Here is a 15397-nt window from a genome sequence, read left to right on the forward strand (position 1 = left end):
GGCATTCTACCGCCAGGGGCAGCAAAGCTCCCCAGCGTTTGTTCGCGAGCCACTCCTACCCTCCCACACGATCAGTGTACTCTCGTTCGTGCGAAATCGCTATTCGACTGTTAATGTTCAAGTCTCAGTATACAAGCGTTTGGCGTCATGCCGTTCTATAGAGGTTAAGGATTGCGTTTAGAATCGGATTTTGTAGAGACGTTGCATGCAACGTCTCTACAAAATCCGAAATTCCAAATTATTTTCTTAACGTCTATAGTAGCAGTCGGCTTGCCTCGCCAAGCAAGAATCTTTTCAAACCAGGAATGTAGATGGCAAGACGTAGAGACCCTATCAAATCGCACCGAACCCAACGCGAATTCTTGAGTCCAGACCGACTCAACATCTCGCGGGAAGTTGACTACATCATCCAACGCGCTCAAGAGCATGATGCCCGTCTAGTAGGTCTTGCTTCTCTGATTCTGTTTTCTACAGAAACGGGTGATGCTTGGATACTTGACCCCAGAGACAATTCGGCTCTATGCCTAGCGCGTGGTGGTGAAAAGCAAACCTTTACGGTCTTTGACACAACTACACAATTTGGTATCGAATGGAATGCAACGTATCACGTTGATGGGGACGCATTTATCGTGGGAGAAGAATCGGGGCAAGCAAAGACTATCCTGGGCTACCCCACGCACGAGATTATGCAAGCAACACGTCAAGAATTGAAGTGAAGTTGAGTCCGCAAGTAAGCGCAGATGCACGAACGCCAAACACACGCACACCGACAACGGCGGTATCGGTTGCCAGCGAAGTAACTTTTTCCAGCAATACACTTGGCGCGCAAAGGTGGCTTGCCCAAGTCCGCCGTTGTCGGCGTGCTGTAGCGTTTCCAATACGCAGGCATCAGGGCGGCAATTCTCGGTTTAATTTTGGCTCAACCCGGTTTCGCTCGCGCGTAATCTCGGCTTCAGCCCAAGAGAATTACGTACCGTCGAACGCCTAGTCAGGGAACATCAGCAAGAATTTTTTGAGACATGGAATGAATACTTTAGACGTCAAACCCGGTGAACGTGTGAAAAACGTGCATTTCACCAGAGATACTTTGAGCGTAGACCTTGTGGATGGGCGCACGATTACCGTGCCCTTAGCGTGGTATCCACGCTTACTACACGCGACACCTGAGCAACGCCTCAACTGGCGCATTGCCGGTGCGGGTTACGGAATTCATTGGCTGGGCATTGATGAAGACTTGAGCACCGAAGGATTGTTGCGTGGTGCACCCGCGCCTCCTGGTAGCGAACAAGTTACACACCGGGTATCTAGCAGACCCAAAAGCAAAGCGCGCCGAAAAACACACGCCTAACATCATGACCAAACTCGCTCCCTCCATCCTCTCCGCCGACTTTGCGCGGCTGGGAGTTCAAGTTCAAGAAGCCGAGTCCGCCGGCGCGGATTATATTCACGTGGATGTGATGGACGGACATTTCGTCCCGAACATCACGATCGGTCCGCTCGTCGTCGCGGCAATTCGCCCGTTCACGCGCTTGCCGCTCGACGTGCATTTGATGATCGAGTCGCCGGAAAAGTACGTCGGCGATTTTGCGAATGCCGGCGCGGACATGATCACCGTGCATCAAGAGGCGTGTACGCATTTGCATCGCATCGTTCAACAGATCAAAGGGTTTAACAAAAAGTCGGGCGTCGCGCTCAATCCCGCCACACCGGTCGGAACTCTGGAAGAAATCCTGCCGTACATTGATTTGGTGCTCGTGATGACCGTCAACCCAGGATTCGGCGGGCAAGAGTTTATCGAAACGATGTTGTCGAAAATCGCGGCGATGCGAAAAATGATTGACGCGCGCGGACTCGATATCGAAATCGAAGTGGATGGCGGCATTCACGCTGAAACTGCGCCGCGTGTCGTCGCGGCGGGCGCGCAAGTGCTCGTCGCCGGTTCGGCGATCTTTAACAAGCAGGAAAGCGTGGCAAGCGCAATCGGCAAGTTGCGCGCAAGCGTGAAATAAAAAAACCAGCGCCTCGGTGAAAAGTCGCTGGTTCAATGTGCTCGCCAAAAAAACATCATGCGGTTTTGTTAAGCGTCCGCAAGCAATTCGCGCACACATTCAACTTTTGCTTGCGTCCATCGTAAACGAGCGTTCGCTTGGTGATGTTCGGCATAAAGCGCCGATTGACGGCGTGTTTCGAGTGGCTGACGGCGTGTCCGTACAACGGACCCTTGCCGCAAATCTCGCAACGCTGTGCCATATTGTTCACACTCCTTTCAACAGTGCCCAGAATTAAGACGGGGCGCATAATAGCATAATCAATTGAATAAAGCAAATTAACTCTGCATGTCATTGCGAGGAGCCGCGAAGCGATTCGCGACGAAGCAATCCCCAACCCTCCCCTCTCCTTGGTAAGGGGAGGTGAGGGAGGGGTGATTGCTTCGCCGCTCTGCGGCTCGCAATGACATGGCATCAAGGCAAATGGAATGGAAGAAACTTTTCCCGGTCGTATTGAAGTTTCGCCTACCGCGATTGCCAGTCTCGCCGGTCAAGCCGTCGTCGAGTGTTACGGCGTCGTCGGCATGGCGAATCGCAATCTGCGGGATGGCATCGCCGAAGTGTTGCCGCGCGGCAATTATCGCCGCGGCATTGACGTGCAACTCGAAGATCGCGCTATCGTGATTGATCTCTACGTCGTGATTCAACACGGCACGCGCATTTCCGAGGTCGCGCACGGCATTATGAATCGCGTAAAATTCACGGTTGAGAAAGCCGTGGGCTTGCCGGTTTTGCAAGTCAACGTTCACGTGCAAGGACTGCACGTGGACGAATCAGAATGATCTCTCAGGAGTACTCGGTTGTCAGACGAACACACTAATCAGCCCGAAGCGTTACCGCCGCTCAAGTCGGTCGGCGGACAAGAACTCAAGGCGCTGTTCACCGCCGGCACCGCCTGGCTGGAACGGCATAGCGCGTACATCAACAGTCTCAACGTCTTTCCAGTGCCGGACGGCGATTCGGGCACAAACATGTTGTTGACGATGCAGTCGGCGATCAAAGAAGTTGCCAACTCGCCCGAGCATTCCGCCGCCGCGATCAGCAAAGCCATCTCGCACGGCGCGTTGCTGGGCGCGCGCGGGAATTCGGGCGTCATCCTGTCGCAGATCATTCGCGGCTTTGCGCGCGCGCTCGAAAACAAAGAGGTCATCACCGCGAACGATTTCGCCGTCGCGCTCGTCGAAGCATCGCGCACGGCGTACAAAGGCGTGGTCAAACCGGTCGAAGGCACGATACTCACGGTCTGTCGCGAATCCGCCGATACCGCGACGTTTGCCGCCGCGCAGAGCGACGACTTGCGCGTCGTGCTCGCGAAAACCGTCGAAGGCGCGCGCGCGTCGGTTGTGCGCACGCCGTTGTTGTTGCCCGTGCTCAAAGAAGCCGGCGTCGTGGACGCGGGCGGGCAAGGATACCTCACGCTCCTCGAAGGCGCACTCAAGTACGCAAACGGCGAACCGCTGGATCTCGCGGCGGCAGGACAAGGCGCGCAGGCACTCGAACAAATTTCGCGCGAAGAGGGCTGGGGGTTTGACATCCAGTTCCACATTCGCGGGACAACGCTCGACGTGGACGTGATTCGCGAGCAAATCGCGAGCATGGGCGAATCGGCGTTGATCGTCGGCGATGCGACGCTCGTCAAAGTGCACGTGCACGCGCCGACGCCCGGCACGATTCTCGACTATGGGTGTTCGGTTGGCGTCATCACGAACGTCATCGTCGAGAACATGCAAGAGCAGTACATTGATTTCATGTCGGGTCAGGTTCAGCGTCCGCCGATCACGTCTGAAGAAATCGCCGGCATCGCGACCATCGCGGTCGTCGCCGGCGCGGGCATGGAACGCGTGTATCACAGTCTCGGCATCGGCACTCTTATCGCTGGTGGGCAAACGATGAATCCGAGCACCCAGGATATTTTGAACGCGATCAACAACACCAAAGCCGACCAAGTGATCCTGTTGCCGAACAACAAAAACATCATTCCCGCGGCGAAACAAGCCGGCGAACTCGCCAAGAAGCAAGTCGCGATTGTGCCGACCATCACCCTGCCCCAGGGCATCGCGGCGTTGCTCGCGCTCAATTTCCAAAACGATCTCGACGCGAACGTCAAAGCAATGGTGCGTGCGATGCAACACATCAAGACACTCGAACTTACCTCTGCCACGCGCTCGGTCGAACTCGATGGGATCCAAGTCAAAGAGGGGCAAGTCATCGGTCTGATAGACGATCAACTTGCCGGCGCGGGCGACGATATGAGCGCACTCGCGCTGGAGATGCTTCAAAAGATGCGCGCGGACGAAAGTGAAATCATCACCGTGTATTACGGCAACTCGACGACGGCGAACGACGCTGAAACACTCGGCGAACAGATTCGCGGTCGCTTCAAATCACTTGAAGTCGAAATCGTTAGTGGTGGACAACCACACTATCATTACATCATTTCTGTGGAATAAAAAAGTATGTCTCGCGTAAGAATTATCACCGACAGCACTGCCGATCTTCCACCGGAAGTCGTGGCGAATCTTGGCATCACGGTGCTTCCGCTCACCGTTCATTTCGGGCAGAAGACCATCCGCGATGGCGTTGACATTTCGCGCGATGAATTTTTCAAGCGGCTCGCGCGCTACCCCACGCCGCCAACCACATCGCCGCCGACGGTCAAACAATTCGACGAAGCGTTTACCGAACTCGCGAAAAACAACGATACGGTCGTCGCGATTCTCGGTTCGAGCAAGTTGAGCGACACGTTCCGCAATGCGACGCGCGCCGCCGCGCCTTTGTTGGGGCGCAGCAAGATCGTCGTGATTGATTCGCAACTCATCACGATTGGCTTGGGCATCCTCGTGACTGCCGCGGGGCAAGCCGCCGCGCGCGGCGATTCGCTCGACGAAGTCGTGCGCCTCGTACGCGGAATGATCCCGAAAATCTACATCGGCTTTTTCGTCGAGACGCTCGACTATCTCGAACGCGGCGGACGGATCGGACCGGCGCAAGCGTTCCTCGGCAACATGCTCAACATCAAGCCGCTGTTGATTCTCGAAGACGGCGAAGTGGTCGCGCTCGAAAAAGTCCGCACGCGCGCCAAAGCCATCGAAAAATTGGTCGAGTTCATTTCCGAATTCGCGCACATCGAGCGCATGATCATTTTGCACAGCAACACACCCGAAGACGTGAACTTGTTGATCGAGCAGATCAACCTTGTTTTGCCAAACCTGGATATTACAGTGGATCACTATGGTCCGGTCGCCGCGACGCACGTCGGTCCGAACGCATTAGGCGTCGTCGTGTACGAGGGAATGTAAAGGCGCGCACGTATGGCAAACGTCAAAATTGTTACGGACAGTCTTGCGGACATTCCAGCCCACTTGGCTAAGGAATTGGAGATCACCCAGGTTCCTTGCACCGTCCGCTTTGGCGACGAAGAGTTTCGCGATCGCGTGGATTTACTGCCCACCGAATTTTATCAACGTCTCGTCGCCAGCCCTATCCTGCCGACCACCTCACAGCCCTCCGTCGGCGCGTTCGAGCAGGCATATCGCCAAGTGGCGCTCAAGTCGAACGAGATCGTTTCGATTCACGTCATCGGCGATTTGAGCGGCACGCTCAACGCCGCGCGTCTCGCGGCGAAAAATTTGCCCGACCTCAAGATCGAGTTGGTGGATTCGCGGCAAATTTCGATGGGCATGGGCTGGCTCGCGATCATTGCCGCGCGCGCGGCAAAAGCCGGCCGGACGCTCGCCGAGATTCGCGCGCTCGTCGAGGACACGATTCCGCGCGTGCACATCATCGGCATGCTCGACACGCTCCAGTACGCGCAACGCGGCGGTCGCCTCGGCAAAGGGCAAGCGTTGGTCGGCACGTTGTTGAACGTCAAGCCCTTGCTGTCGGTCGTGCGCGGCGAGATCGTTCCGGTCGAAAACGTGCGCACGCTGAAACGCGCGTTGGAACGCCTCGTCGAAATCACGTTAACTTCGGGACCCATTCAAGACCTCGCGGTGATTCACGCCGCCGCGCCGCACTACGCCGATCAACTACACCAAGTGTTAGCCGAAACATTTCCCGAAGATCATATTTTAATGAGCGAGACTGGTCCCGTTCTGGGAACTCACACCGGTCCCGGCTCGGTTGGGATTGCGTGGGTTACCGGCAAGTACTAAGCCCTCCCTCTACCCAATCACAGGAAGCTCTATGTCAAACGTCAAAGTTGTCACCGATAGTCTTGCCGACATCCCTGAGGCACTCGTTAAGGAACTCGATATTGCCATCGTCCCCTGCGTGGTGCGGTTTGGCACACAGGAATTTCAAGATCGCGTCAACTTGATGCCCAGTGAATTTTACCGGCGTCTCGTCAGCAGTCCCGTCCATCCGACCACCGCGCAAGCGCCCCTCGCCTCGTTTCTGGAGACGTACCGCCAGATCGCGCGGACGCACAAGGAAATTCTCTCGATTCACGTCAGCGGCGATTTGAGCGGCACGTTGAACGCCGCGCACGCCGCCGCGCGCCAAACGATGGGCGCGAAGGTCGAAGTGATTGACTCGTGGCAAGCTTCGATGGCGCTGGGCTGGGTCGCGATTCTCGCCGCGCGCGCGGCGCAAGAGGGTCAGTCGTTGCGGCGAATTCGTTCGCTCGTCGAAGATTTGATCCCGCGCACGCACATCATCGCGATGCTCGACACGCTCGAATTCGCGCAACGCGGCGGTCGCCTCGGCAAAGGCGCGGCGTTGCTCGGCGATACGCTCAATGTCAAGCCCTTGCTCTCGGTCGTCAAAGGTCAAGTGTACCCCATCGAAAAAGTTCGCACGACTCAGCGCGCGCTCGAACGCCTCGTCGAAATCGCCATGTCGTCAGGACCTATTCAGAACCTGGCGGTGCTCCATGCCGCCGCGCCAGAGTACGCCGCACGTTTGACCAAACTACTTTCCGGCACCTTTCCCGAACAACAAATCGTCATCAGCGAAGCCGGTCCCGCGCTTGGCGCGCATACCGGTCCAGGCGGCGCGGGCATCGCCTGGGTTTCCGGCAAATACTAGAAATTTTTGATTTTCGATTTTTGATTTTCGATTGCTCAATCGAAAATCAAAAATCCAAAATATCCAGAGGGGTTGATGGCTTTAGCGTTTAGCGATGTCGAAAAGATGCTCGTCAACGAACAAAAGAAACGCGACGATCATTTGGTCATCGGCGGACTCGAATCGTTCATTCACACCTGGATCACCAAGATCAAGCAGGATGGCGAAACCGACAAGCTTGCGCGCGCTGACGCGCTCGCGTTGATTTTGCGCGGGTACGGCAACGCCGATACGAACGCGCGATTCGATATGCTGAACCACGCGCTTTTGGTTCTGCGCGAAGTAACCGCGGACGCGCCCGCGCCGGCGGCAGACGAACTCGCGGACGTTTTCGACGAAGATGAGGACGAGTTCGTGCCCACCCGGCGCGAAGCGTCGAAACCGAAACCGCCTGCGCCGCGTGCGCCGGTCGTCGCCGGGTACGGACTCGATGCGAGCGTATCGCGCCTGCAAAACGTAGGTCCGGCGCACGCGAAGAAATTACAAAAACTGGGCGTCTATACCGTCAACGATTTGTTGTATCTGTTCCCGCGCCGCTATGACGATTTCAGCCATCTGCGCAACATTAGCGAGTTGATGGTCAACGACGAAGTCACCGTTCTGCTCACCGTGTGCGAGTGCTTCACACGCGATACGAAACGCGGTTTGAAAATAACGACGGTCGTGCTTGCCGACATGACCGGCACGATCACGGCAACGTTTTTCAACCAACCGTTCTTGCAACAACAATTCAAAGCGGGTCGTCGCATCGTCGTCAGTGGTCGCGTGTTCAAAGACCTGGGTAAACTCGCGTTCAAACAACCTGAGTGGGAGCCGTTTAGCAAATCCCTGTTGCATACCGCGCGCATCGTGCCGGTTTATCCGCTGACCGAAGGGATCACGAGCCGTTGGTTGCGCCGCTTGGTGAACGACGTCGTCGAGTATTGGGCGTCCAAGGTCGCCGATCCGATGCCGGAACAAATTCGGACACGCGAGAATTTGCTCGACCTGCCCGGCGCGTTGCGCGAAATCCACTTTCCGACGACGCCGGAAAAAATGGAGCGCGCGCGGCGACGTCTGATCCTCGACGAGTTTCTGACGATCCAACTCGGCGTGTTGCAACAGCGGCGCAAATGGCGCGAACAACCGGGCAGGGCGTTGAACGTGGAGCGCCATCGCGTAGACGAATTTCTCGGCAGACTCGCGTTCAAATTGACCGGCGCGCAAACGCGCGTGCTCGAAGAAATTCTCGGCGACATTCAACGCACACAACCGATGAGCCGATTGCTGCAAGGCGATGTCGGCTCCGGCAAAACAGTCGTCGCCGCGGCGGCGATGTTGATCGCCGTCGCGAACGGTGCGCAAGCCGCGTTGATGGCGCCAACCGAAATTTTGGCGGAGCAACATTTCAAAACCTTGTCCAAGGTTTTCGCCGAGTTGCCCACGGCGCGCGCGCCGCGCGTCGCGCGGCTCACCGGCAGTATGAAGAATCGCGAGAAGGAAGATGCGCGCACACAAATCGCGGCGGGCGAAGTGGACATCGCGGTGGGCACGCACGCGTTGATTCAAGAGAGCGTCGAGTTTCGCGACCTGGCGCTCGCGGTAATTGACGAGCAACACCGCTTTGGCGTCGAGCAACGCGCGATGATTCGCGCGAAGGGGTACTCGCCGCACATCGTCGTGATGAGCGCGACGCCGATCCCGCGCACGCTCGCGCTGACGCTCTACGGCGATCTCGACCTGTCTGTGATTGACGAGCTACCGCCGGGACGCCAGGCGATCCAGACCAAGTGGCTCGAACCGCTCGAACGCGAACGCGCGTACGGATTCATCCGGGGTCACATCAACCAAGGACGGCAGGCATTCGTCATTTGCCCGCTCATCGAAGAATCGGAAGCGATTGACGCCAAAGCCGCGGTCGAAGAGTACGAACGATTACGCACCCAGATTTACCCGGACTTGCGCATCGGCTTGATTCACGGTAAACTGCGCCCGGCGGAAAAAGACGAAACGATGAACGCGTTTCGCGATCATCAAATTGACGTTCTCGTCGCCACCTCGGTCGTCGAAGTCGGCATTGACGTGCCGAACGCGACGGTGATGTTGATCGAAGGCGCGGATCGTTTCGGACTCGCGCAACTGCATCAATTTCGCGGGCGCGTCGGACGCGGAGGGCATGAATCGTTCTGTCTGTTGCTCGCCGAGAAAAAAGAAAGCGCCAGCGACGAACGGTTGCGCGTGATCGAGTCCACGCAAAACGGTTTCCTTCTCGCCGAAGAGGATTTGAAACTACGCGGACCCGGCGAATTTTTTGGCTTGCGCCAATCGGGCTTGCCGGACTTGAAGATCGCGAAACTGAGCGACGCGAAATTGCTGGAAGAAGCGCGCGCGCTCGCGCAAGAAATTTTCGACCGCGATCCGGAATTGCGCGCGCCGGAACATCACTTGCTTGCGCAACGCGTCAAGGATTTTTGGAAAGGCAAAGGAGACCTGAGTTGACCACCGCGATCTATCCCGGCTCATTCGACCCGATTCACAACGGGCACATTGATATCGCCACCCGCGCCGCGCGCTTGTTCGACAAGTTGATCTGGGCGGTGTACGATCGTCCCTTGAAAAACTTGATGTTCACGACCGACGAACGCGTCGCGTTGATGCGCCAAGCCGTCGCCGACATTCCCAACATCGAAGTGATGCCCTATCACGGTCTCACCGTCGAGTTCGCGCACAAGATCGGCGCGAAGGTGATGGTGCGTGGTTTGCGCGTGACGTACGATTTCGAGGTCGAATATCAAACCGCCTTGACGAATCGCCAACTCGCCGAAGACATTGATACCGTTTGCTTGATGACCTCATTGCGCTACGCGTTCGTCAGTTCTTCGATTCTCAAAGAAGTCGCGTTTGCCGGCGGGCAAGTGACCGATATGGTTCCGCCCTTCGTCGAAAAGGCATTGTTCAAACGGCTGACCCAGCTGGGCGAAGATCGCGGCGACAAGATCAAGATGGTGACGTTGCAAGAATAGAGATTGGATGTTAGAGATTGGAAATTGGAAATTGGAAAACAGTCGCGATTTCCAACTTCCAACTTCCAACATCTAACGTCCAACATCCAAAACGAAAGGGGGTAGCCACGGACATTCTATACCTAGTAGATCGCTTGGAAGCCCTGCTCGGCAAAGGGTGGCGGGTCCCCATGTCTTCCAAGACGATGATTGACGAGGACGAGTTCCTCGACATTGTGGATCAAATGCGAATCGCGATTCCCGAAGAAATTCGCCAAGCGAAAAAAATTGTGCAGGATCGCGACCGCGTGATCGCGCAAGCGCAAGAAGAAGCCACCCGCATTCTCGAACTGGCGAAGGAAGACGCGGCGCGCTTGACGAACGATCACACGATCACCAAATCGGCGCAAGACCAGGCGCAACAGATCGAAAAGCAAGCGCGCGATACGGCGCTCGCGACGCGGCTGGGCGCGGATTCGTACGCCGCGCAAACGCTTTCCGATTTGCAGGCGCAACTCGCCCAGGTCGCGCAACACATCGCGAATTTGCAAACACAGGTGTCGAACGGGATTGATTTCATTTCGACGCAACAACACAACACACCCACGCCTCCTGAAGCGAACTGACATTTTCTTGACACATCCGCATCACCTGCCTATAATGGGCGCGCTAAACTCCGCACATGGATAAGACTTATGCGCTTTAACGTTGCCCAGTTACTCAAAGAGCACTCGGGCGAAACTCGCCAGCATACGTTGCGCGAGAATATCGAAAACCTGGACCCGGAAATTACTCCGTTGAGCACGCTCGACGGCGCGGTGGTTTTGATTCGCACTGCCGATGGCGTTCTCGCGACCGGGTCGCTGCACTGTTCGCTCGAACTCGCGTGTTCGCGTTGCCTCGAGTTGTTCAGTTATCCGCTGCGTTTTACGCTCGAGGAAGAATTTCGACCGACGATTGACCTCGCGACCGGCGCACAATTGCCGCGAACCGAGGACGACGAACCTGCCACACGAATTGACGCGCACCACGAACTTGATCTAACCGAGGTGTTGCGCCAAGACATCTTGCTCGCGTTGCCGCTTCATCCAGTTTGTCGCAGTGGATGCTTGGGTCTCTGCCCGCAATGCGGCAAAAATCTAAACGAGGGTCCATGCGATTGCAAGCCAGATAACATTGATCCGCGTTTTGAAAAACTGAAAGAGTTGCTCGACAAATCGTAAAGAAATCTATAATCGAAAGGAATCTCGTCCACCATGCCACCTCTACCAAAACGAAAAATTTCCAAGGGACGGCGCGACCGCCGGCGCAGTCATCTCGCGCTGAGCGCGCCGAATCTGACGGCTTGCCCGAACTGTCACAAGCCGCGCCAGCCACACCACGTCTGCCCGAACTGTGGTTTTTACGAAGGCGAACAGATCTACACCGTCGAGGCGAAAAAACCGTCCAAGGGCAAAAAGTAACAGTCTGAAAATTTCAGATTTATGGTTCCAGCGCAGACGAATCATAAATCTGATTTTTCTTTTGGGGCAAGTGTGAAAACTGCATTCGTATTTCCAGGACAAGGTTCGCAGTTCGTCGGGATGGCGCAAGACCTGGTTGCGATGTATCCCGAAGCGCGTGCGGTGTTCGACCAAGCAGACGCGACATTGGGATTCGCGTTGTCGCAACTCTGCTTTGCCGGTCCCAACGACATGCTAACCGATACGTTCAACGCGCAACCCGCGCTTCTCACGCACGGCGTCGCTGCGTGGCGCGTGCTGATGTCGCTTCAACCCGACGCGCGCCCGGCATTCACCGCTGGACATTCGTTGGGCGAGTACTCGGCGCTCGTCGCCGCCGGCGCGATGGAGTTTACGGACGCGCTCGTCCTCGTGCGCGAACGCGGGCGCGTGATGAAAGCCGCGGGTGAAACAAATCCCGGCGCGATGGCAGCAGTGATCGGCATGGACGATCAAGCGTTGCAAGACGTGTGCGAACAAACCGGCGCCCAGATCGCGAATTACAACGCGTCCGGGCAAATCGTCATCTCCGGCGCGAAGGACGCGCTCGACCGCGCGATTGCGTTGGCGAAGGAACGCGGTGCGCGCCGCGTGATTCCGCTTGCGGTGAGCATTGCGTCGCATTCGCGTTTGATGGAAGCGGCGGCGCGCGAGTATGCGGGCGCGGTTGCGACCACGCCGATGCGCGACCCAGACATTCCGGTGATCTCGAACGTGACCGCCGAGCCGCTCACACGCGTAGACGACATTCGTCGCGAATTGGTCGCACAGTTGACTTCGTCGGTGCAGTGGTCGAAGACGATTGAGTATCTGTCCGCACAAGGCGTGACCAAGTTTGTGGAACTGGGTCCGAAGGATGTACTCGCCGGATTGATTCGCCGTATCAACAAAAACGTACACGCGATCAGTGTTGGCGATGTGGCGAGCGTGAAGGGGTTTGTGTAGGAGGTTGCAGAAAACCCCGATTGGTTTCCCGCAATCGGTATTGCGGGAAGCAAGGGACTTGGAACGTGAAAAATCGTGATTCCCGCAATGGACGTTGCGCAAAACAGAAGTTATGCGCCATTACCCACAGTCTGCCGAGAACGGCAAAGGAGAATTGAAATGGGATTCTTGGATTCCCTTAAAAAGTCGATATTTGATTTAGGAACAAAAGACATGGTGAATCAGTCAATCAAAGCTCTTGATGAAAACAATGAGCTGTCTGATGCTGAGACTCGAAAAAGTGCGGAGGAGTTATTGATAAAGGTTGGCGCTCCTGCGGTCGAACCACTCATTAATGCCCTAAAGGATACTAGTTCAGCAAGGCGACAAGGTGTCGCGAAGATATTAGGCGAGATTCGTGACACGCGCGCAGTCAAGCCGCTCATCGCCGCATTGCAAAACAGTGATTCGGAAGTACGGAAAGTCGCAATTGAGGCATTGAAAAATATTGGCGGGGAAGAGGCAGAAAAGGCAATTAGAGAATACGCCGAACCAACAACCACACCACCAAGTGCTTCGCCAGTAAGCCAACCCGACGAACCCCTCCCTTCCCTCCATGCTGAGATTCTTCGTTTCCTTAACTCAGAAAGAACTAGAGGATATGAGGCACAGACCAACTGTTGGTGGTCACTAGCCGACATGGTGACGCTGATTATGAAGACAGGTATGCACCATGATTGGGGTGATGTAAGTGTAACCAACACGGTAGCAAATGCCCTAGCTGACCTCTATGAGCAAGGAAGAATACAACTCAATCCAAATCTTCAACCTTCACGCAACATAGAGGCGAATGCAAAATACATTCGTGAAAAGCTAAGAGAGGATGTATCCCTCTTTCGAGCAAAATGAGTGTTTAGTCAAATGCTGAAAGCAACGCAAGCAAATATCTGATACAATATTGAGACAAAGGACAACGGCGCATAACACACGCTTGCTGATTCCGCTCGGGCGTCGCCTTTTGGCAAGCGTACTTCCCGGTTCGCAAGTCACTTTCATTTCACGGTATGCGTTCGGCGGAATCAGCAAGCGACACGTTTCCAGACATTGTGTTTAACCTCGCATTGGGCGTTGACGCAAAGGCAGTTAAGAAATAATGAATTCTGAAATGTCGCAAGATTTCCAGCAGTTTCACCATCACGTATTCGGTGACTATCGATATTTTTACTACAATGGACTGGCTGATGAAATTTGTACAAATCTTAAAGGGGCAGAACGAAACACGGCAGAAGAGTTGGTTTTGAAAGCTTTGCCGAATTCAGGCAAAGATGAACGCCCGATCAGGGCAGCAGGACACTTCAGACTCCAATCTGCAATTCCAATCTTAGAAAAACTTCTTTCAGCAAATAGAGACCAACTGGATAAAAATGTCAAAGCGGCTATTGCTTGGGCAACGTTGAAAATCCGAAACGACAAAACGCAATTGAACGTACTCGTTGATTTTGTTATTAATGGAATTGAAACGATAAACGATTTGGAACGAGACGACGCGACAGACTTGCTTTCGGAATTCGGCAAAGAGTCTATTGGTTTAGATGCTCTGCTTGTAGCATTTGCTGATAAAGACCTTTCAGTGAGATGCTCCGCACACTATGCGCTCTATAAATTATTCAAGGATGATACTGCTATATGTGAACTTCTTGATTCTATCAAACCCTACGGTTTTTCAAACGATGAACGCGTAGCAACGGCTAAGAAATTGCGAAAGATATTGAATAATTGACAATGTGTCCAACACAGCGTTAGGTAACGATAATTTTAACGTCTGGAAACACGCACACCACGACAACGGCGGGGAGGTGCGCGATCGGAAAGCACTTTCAATTCATCCGCCGTTGCGTGGTGCTACGGCGTTCCCAGCCATTCCGCGTTATCGCGAGTTAGACTGTTCAGTCAATGGGCACAATGAGATAGGAGAATTTTGTAGTACATGAATGATTCTTGGCAAAGTGGAATTGCCTATGAAAAGTTTATGGGGCGTTGGAGCACTCTCATTGCACAAAAATTTTTGGATTGGCTTGCCATCCCTTCTATGCACAGGTGGTTAGACGTGGGTTGTGGCACAGGTTCGCTTACCAAACTTATTCTTGAGACTCAGCAACCACAAGAAATTATTTCAATTGATTCATCGCGTGATTTTATTTCACATGCACAACGTTCGATAACCAATCCATCTGTGCATTTTAAAGTTGGTCTAGCTCAATCACTGGAACTGGATTCGAATTCCATTGATGCCGTTGTGTCTGGGCTTGTTCTCAATTTTGTTCCACAACCGCAAGTCGCAATTTTGGAAATGATGAGAGTAACAAAACCGGGCGGTAAAATCGGGGTTTCCCTCTGGGATTATGCGGAGGGCATGCAAATGTTGCGTTATTTTTGGGATGCCGCCGTAGCACTTGATAGCCAAGCCAATGAGTTTGACGAGGGCATTAGATTCCCACTTTGCCAAAGAGGGCAACTCGAATCTCTTATCCGAAAAGTCGGTTTGAAGGAGATTGAGGCAACACCAATCGAAGTAAAAACGGTCTTCAAAAACTTTGATGATTATTGGCAGCCATTCCTCGGCAATGTTGGTCCCGCGCCGAGCTATACGATGAGCTTGAATCAAAAAGATAGGCAAAATCTTGAAGATAAACTTCGCAAGGCGTTACCCATTGACGATAATGGTTCAATTTCCCGTAACTGCTCAGGCGGTTGATGCAGGTTGCGTAGCCAAGATGGGCGGCACATAGGGTGTTCCTTGCAACGCCGACTTGAGTGCATCCAAGACCCGCTGTCCGTTTTTCTGCGCGGTGGAAATGTAACTGCGAACTTGGCA

Annotated in this window: 18 protein-coding genes and 1 pseudogene; 18 read left to right on the forward strand and 1 reads right to left on the reverse strand. The window is 54.5% G+C overall.

Annotation, left to right across the window (positions count from 1 at the left end; translation table 11 throughout):
* Window positions 1-311 precede the first annotated feature (311 nt).
* The 4 genes and pseudogenes from HY868_05500 (at window position 312) to HY868_05515 (ending at window position 2009) form a co-directional block, all read left to right on the forward strand.
* Window positions 312-716: a hypothetical protein gene (locus tag HY868_05500; protein MBI5301573.1), complete on the forward strand. Its 405-nt coding sequence runs from the start codon at window positions 312-314 to the stop codon at window positions 714-716.
* 115 nt (window positions 717-831) lie between these two features.
* Window positions 832-1053, forward strand: a pseudogene (locus HY868_05505) (DUF4160 domain-containing protein).
* Window positions 1025-1348: a DUF2442 domain-containing protein gene (locus tag HY868_05510; protein MBI5301574.1), complete on the forward strand. Its 324-nt coding sequence runs from the start codon at window positions 1025-1027 to the stop codon at window positions 1346-1348. The pseudogene HY868_05505 and the gene HY868_05510 overlap by 29 nt, the downstream one beginning before the upstream one ends.
* Before the next feature lie 4 nt (window positions 1349-1352).
* Window positions 1353-2009 carry a ribulose-phosphate 3-epimerase gene (locus tag HY868_05515; protein ID MBI5301575.1) on the forward strand — a complete coding sequence of 219 codons (657 nt, stop codon included), beginning with the start codon at window positions 1353-1355 and terminating at the stop codon, window positions 2007-2009.
* Between the two features lie 55 nt (window positions 2010-2064).
* Here HY868_05515 and HY868_05520 read toward each other — a convergent pair whose 3' ends face one another.
* Window positions 2065-2250, reverse strand: a complete 186-nt coding sequence (locus HY868_05520) for a 50S ribosomal protein L28 (protein MBI5301576.1) — start codon at window positions 2248-2250, stop codon at window positions 2065-2067.
* 226 nt (window positions 2251-2476) lie between these two features.
* Between HY868_05520 and HY868_05525 the strand changes: the two genes are divergently transcribed.
* The 14 genes from HY868_05525 to HY868_05590 all read left to right on the forward strand — a co-directional run bounded on the left by HY868_05525 (window position 2477) and on the right by HY868_05590 (window position 15277).
* Window positions 2477-2830, forward strand: coding sequence for an Asp23/Gls24 family envelope stress response protein (locus HY868_05525; protein ID MBI5301577.1), 354 nt, complete (start codon window positions 2477-2479; stop codon window positions 2828-2830).
* An 18-nt stretch (window positions 2831-2848) separates the two neighbouring features.
* A complete protein-coding gene (locus HY868_05530) occupies window positions 2849-4498 on the forward strand; it encodes a DAK2 domain-containing protein (protein MBI5301578.1) in 1650 nt (549 codons plus the stop codon).
* Window positions 4499-4504: 6 nt separating this feature from the next.
* Window positions 4505-5347, forward strand: a complete 843-nt coding sequence (locus tag HY868_05535; protein ID MBI5301579.1) for a DegV family protein — start codon at window positions 4505-4507, stop codon at window positions 5345-5347.
* 12 nt (window positions 5348-5359) lie between these two features.
* Window positions 5360-6202 carry a DegV family protein gene (locus HY868_05540; GenBank protein ID MBI5301580.1) on the forward strand — a complete coding sequence of 281 codons (843 nt, stop codon included), beginning with the start codon at window positions 5360-5362 and terminating at the stop codon, window positions 6200-6202.
* Between the two features lie 31 nt (window positions 6203-6233).
* Entirely contained in the window at window positions 6234-7076 is an 843-nt protein-coding gene (locus tag HY868_05545; protein MBI5301581.1) for a DegV family protein, read from the forward strand.
* A gap of 75 nt (window positions 7077-7151) precedes the next feature.
* The gene (gene recG / locus HY868_05550; GenBank protein ID MBI5301582.1) at window positions 7152-9593 is read left to right on the forward strand and encodes an ATP-dependent DNA helicase RecG; all 2442 of its coding nucleotides are present in this window, start codon (window positions 7152-7154) and stop codon (window positions 9591-9593) included.
* Window positions 9590-10117 carry a pantetheine-phosphate adenylyltransferase gene (gene coaD / locus HY868_05555; protein ID MBI5301583.1) on the forward strand — a complete coding sequence of 176 codons (528 nt, stop codon included), beginning with the start codon at window positions 9590-9592 and terminating at the stop codon, window positions 10115-10117. The genes recG and coaD overlap by 4 nt, the downstream gene beginning before the upstream one ends.
* 170 nt (window positions 10118-10287) lie before the next feature.
* The gene (locus tag HY868_05560) at window positions 10288-10722 is read left to right on the forward strand and encodes an ATPase (GenBank protein ID MBI5301584.1); all 435 of its coding nucleotides are present in this window, start codon (window positions 10288-10290) and stop codon (window positions 10720-10722) included.
* Between the two features lie 69 nt (window positions 10723-10791).
* Complete coding sequence (locus HY868_05565; protein MBI5301585.1) at window positions 10792-11319, forward strand: DUF177 domain-containing protein; 528 nt, start codon at window positions 10792-10794, stop codon at window positions 11317-11319.
* 33 nt (window positions 11320-11352) lie between these two features.
* Window positions 11353-11559: a 50S ribosomal protein L32 gene (gene rpmF, locus HY868_05570; GenBank protein MBI5301586.1), complete on the forward strand. Its 207-nt coding sequence runs from the start codon at window positions 11353-11355 to the stop codon at window positions 11557-11559.
* Between the two features lie 21 nt (window positions 11560-11580).
* Window positions 11581-12543 carry an ACP S-malonyltransferase gene (gene fabD / locus HY868_05575; protein MBI5301587.1) on the forward strand — a complete coding sequence of 321 codons (963 nt, stop codon included), beginning with the start codon at window positions 11581-11583 and terminating at the stop codon, window positions 12541-12543.
* A 159-nt stretch (window positions 12544-12702) separates the two neighbouring features.
* Window positions 12703-13431, forward strand: a complete 729-nt coding sequence (locus tag HY868_05580; protein ID MBI5301588.1) for a HEAT repeat domain-containing protein — start codon at window positions 12703-12705, stop codon at window positions 13429-13431.
* 244 nt (window positions 13432-13675) lie between these two features.
* A complete protein-coding gene (locus HY868_05585; GenBank protein ID MBI5301589.1) occupies window positions 13676-14302 on the forward strand; it encodes a hypothetical protein in 627 nt (208 codons plus the stop codon).
* 207 nt (window positions 14303-14509) lie between these two features.
* A complete protein-coding gene (locus HY868_05590) occupies window positions 14510-15277 on the forward strand; it encodes a class I SAM-dependent methyltransferase (GenBank protein MBI5301590.1) in 768 nt (255 codons plus the stop codon).
* Window positions 15278-15397: the final 120 nt, after the last annotated feature.

The organism is Chloroflexota bacterium, assembly GCA_016219275.1.
Lineage (GTDB): Bacteria > Chloroflexota > Anaerolineae > UBA4142 > UBA4142 > JACRBM01.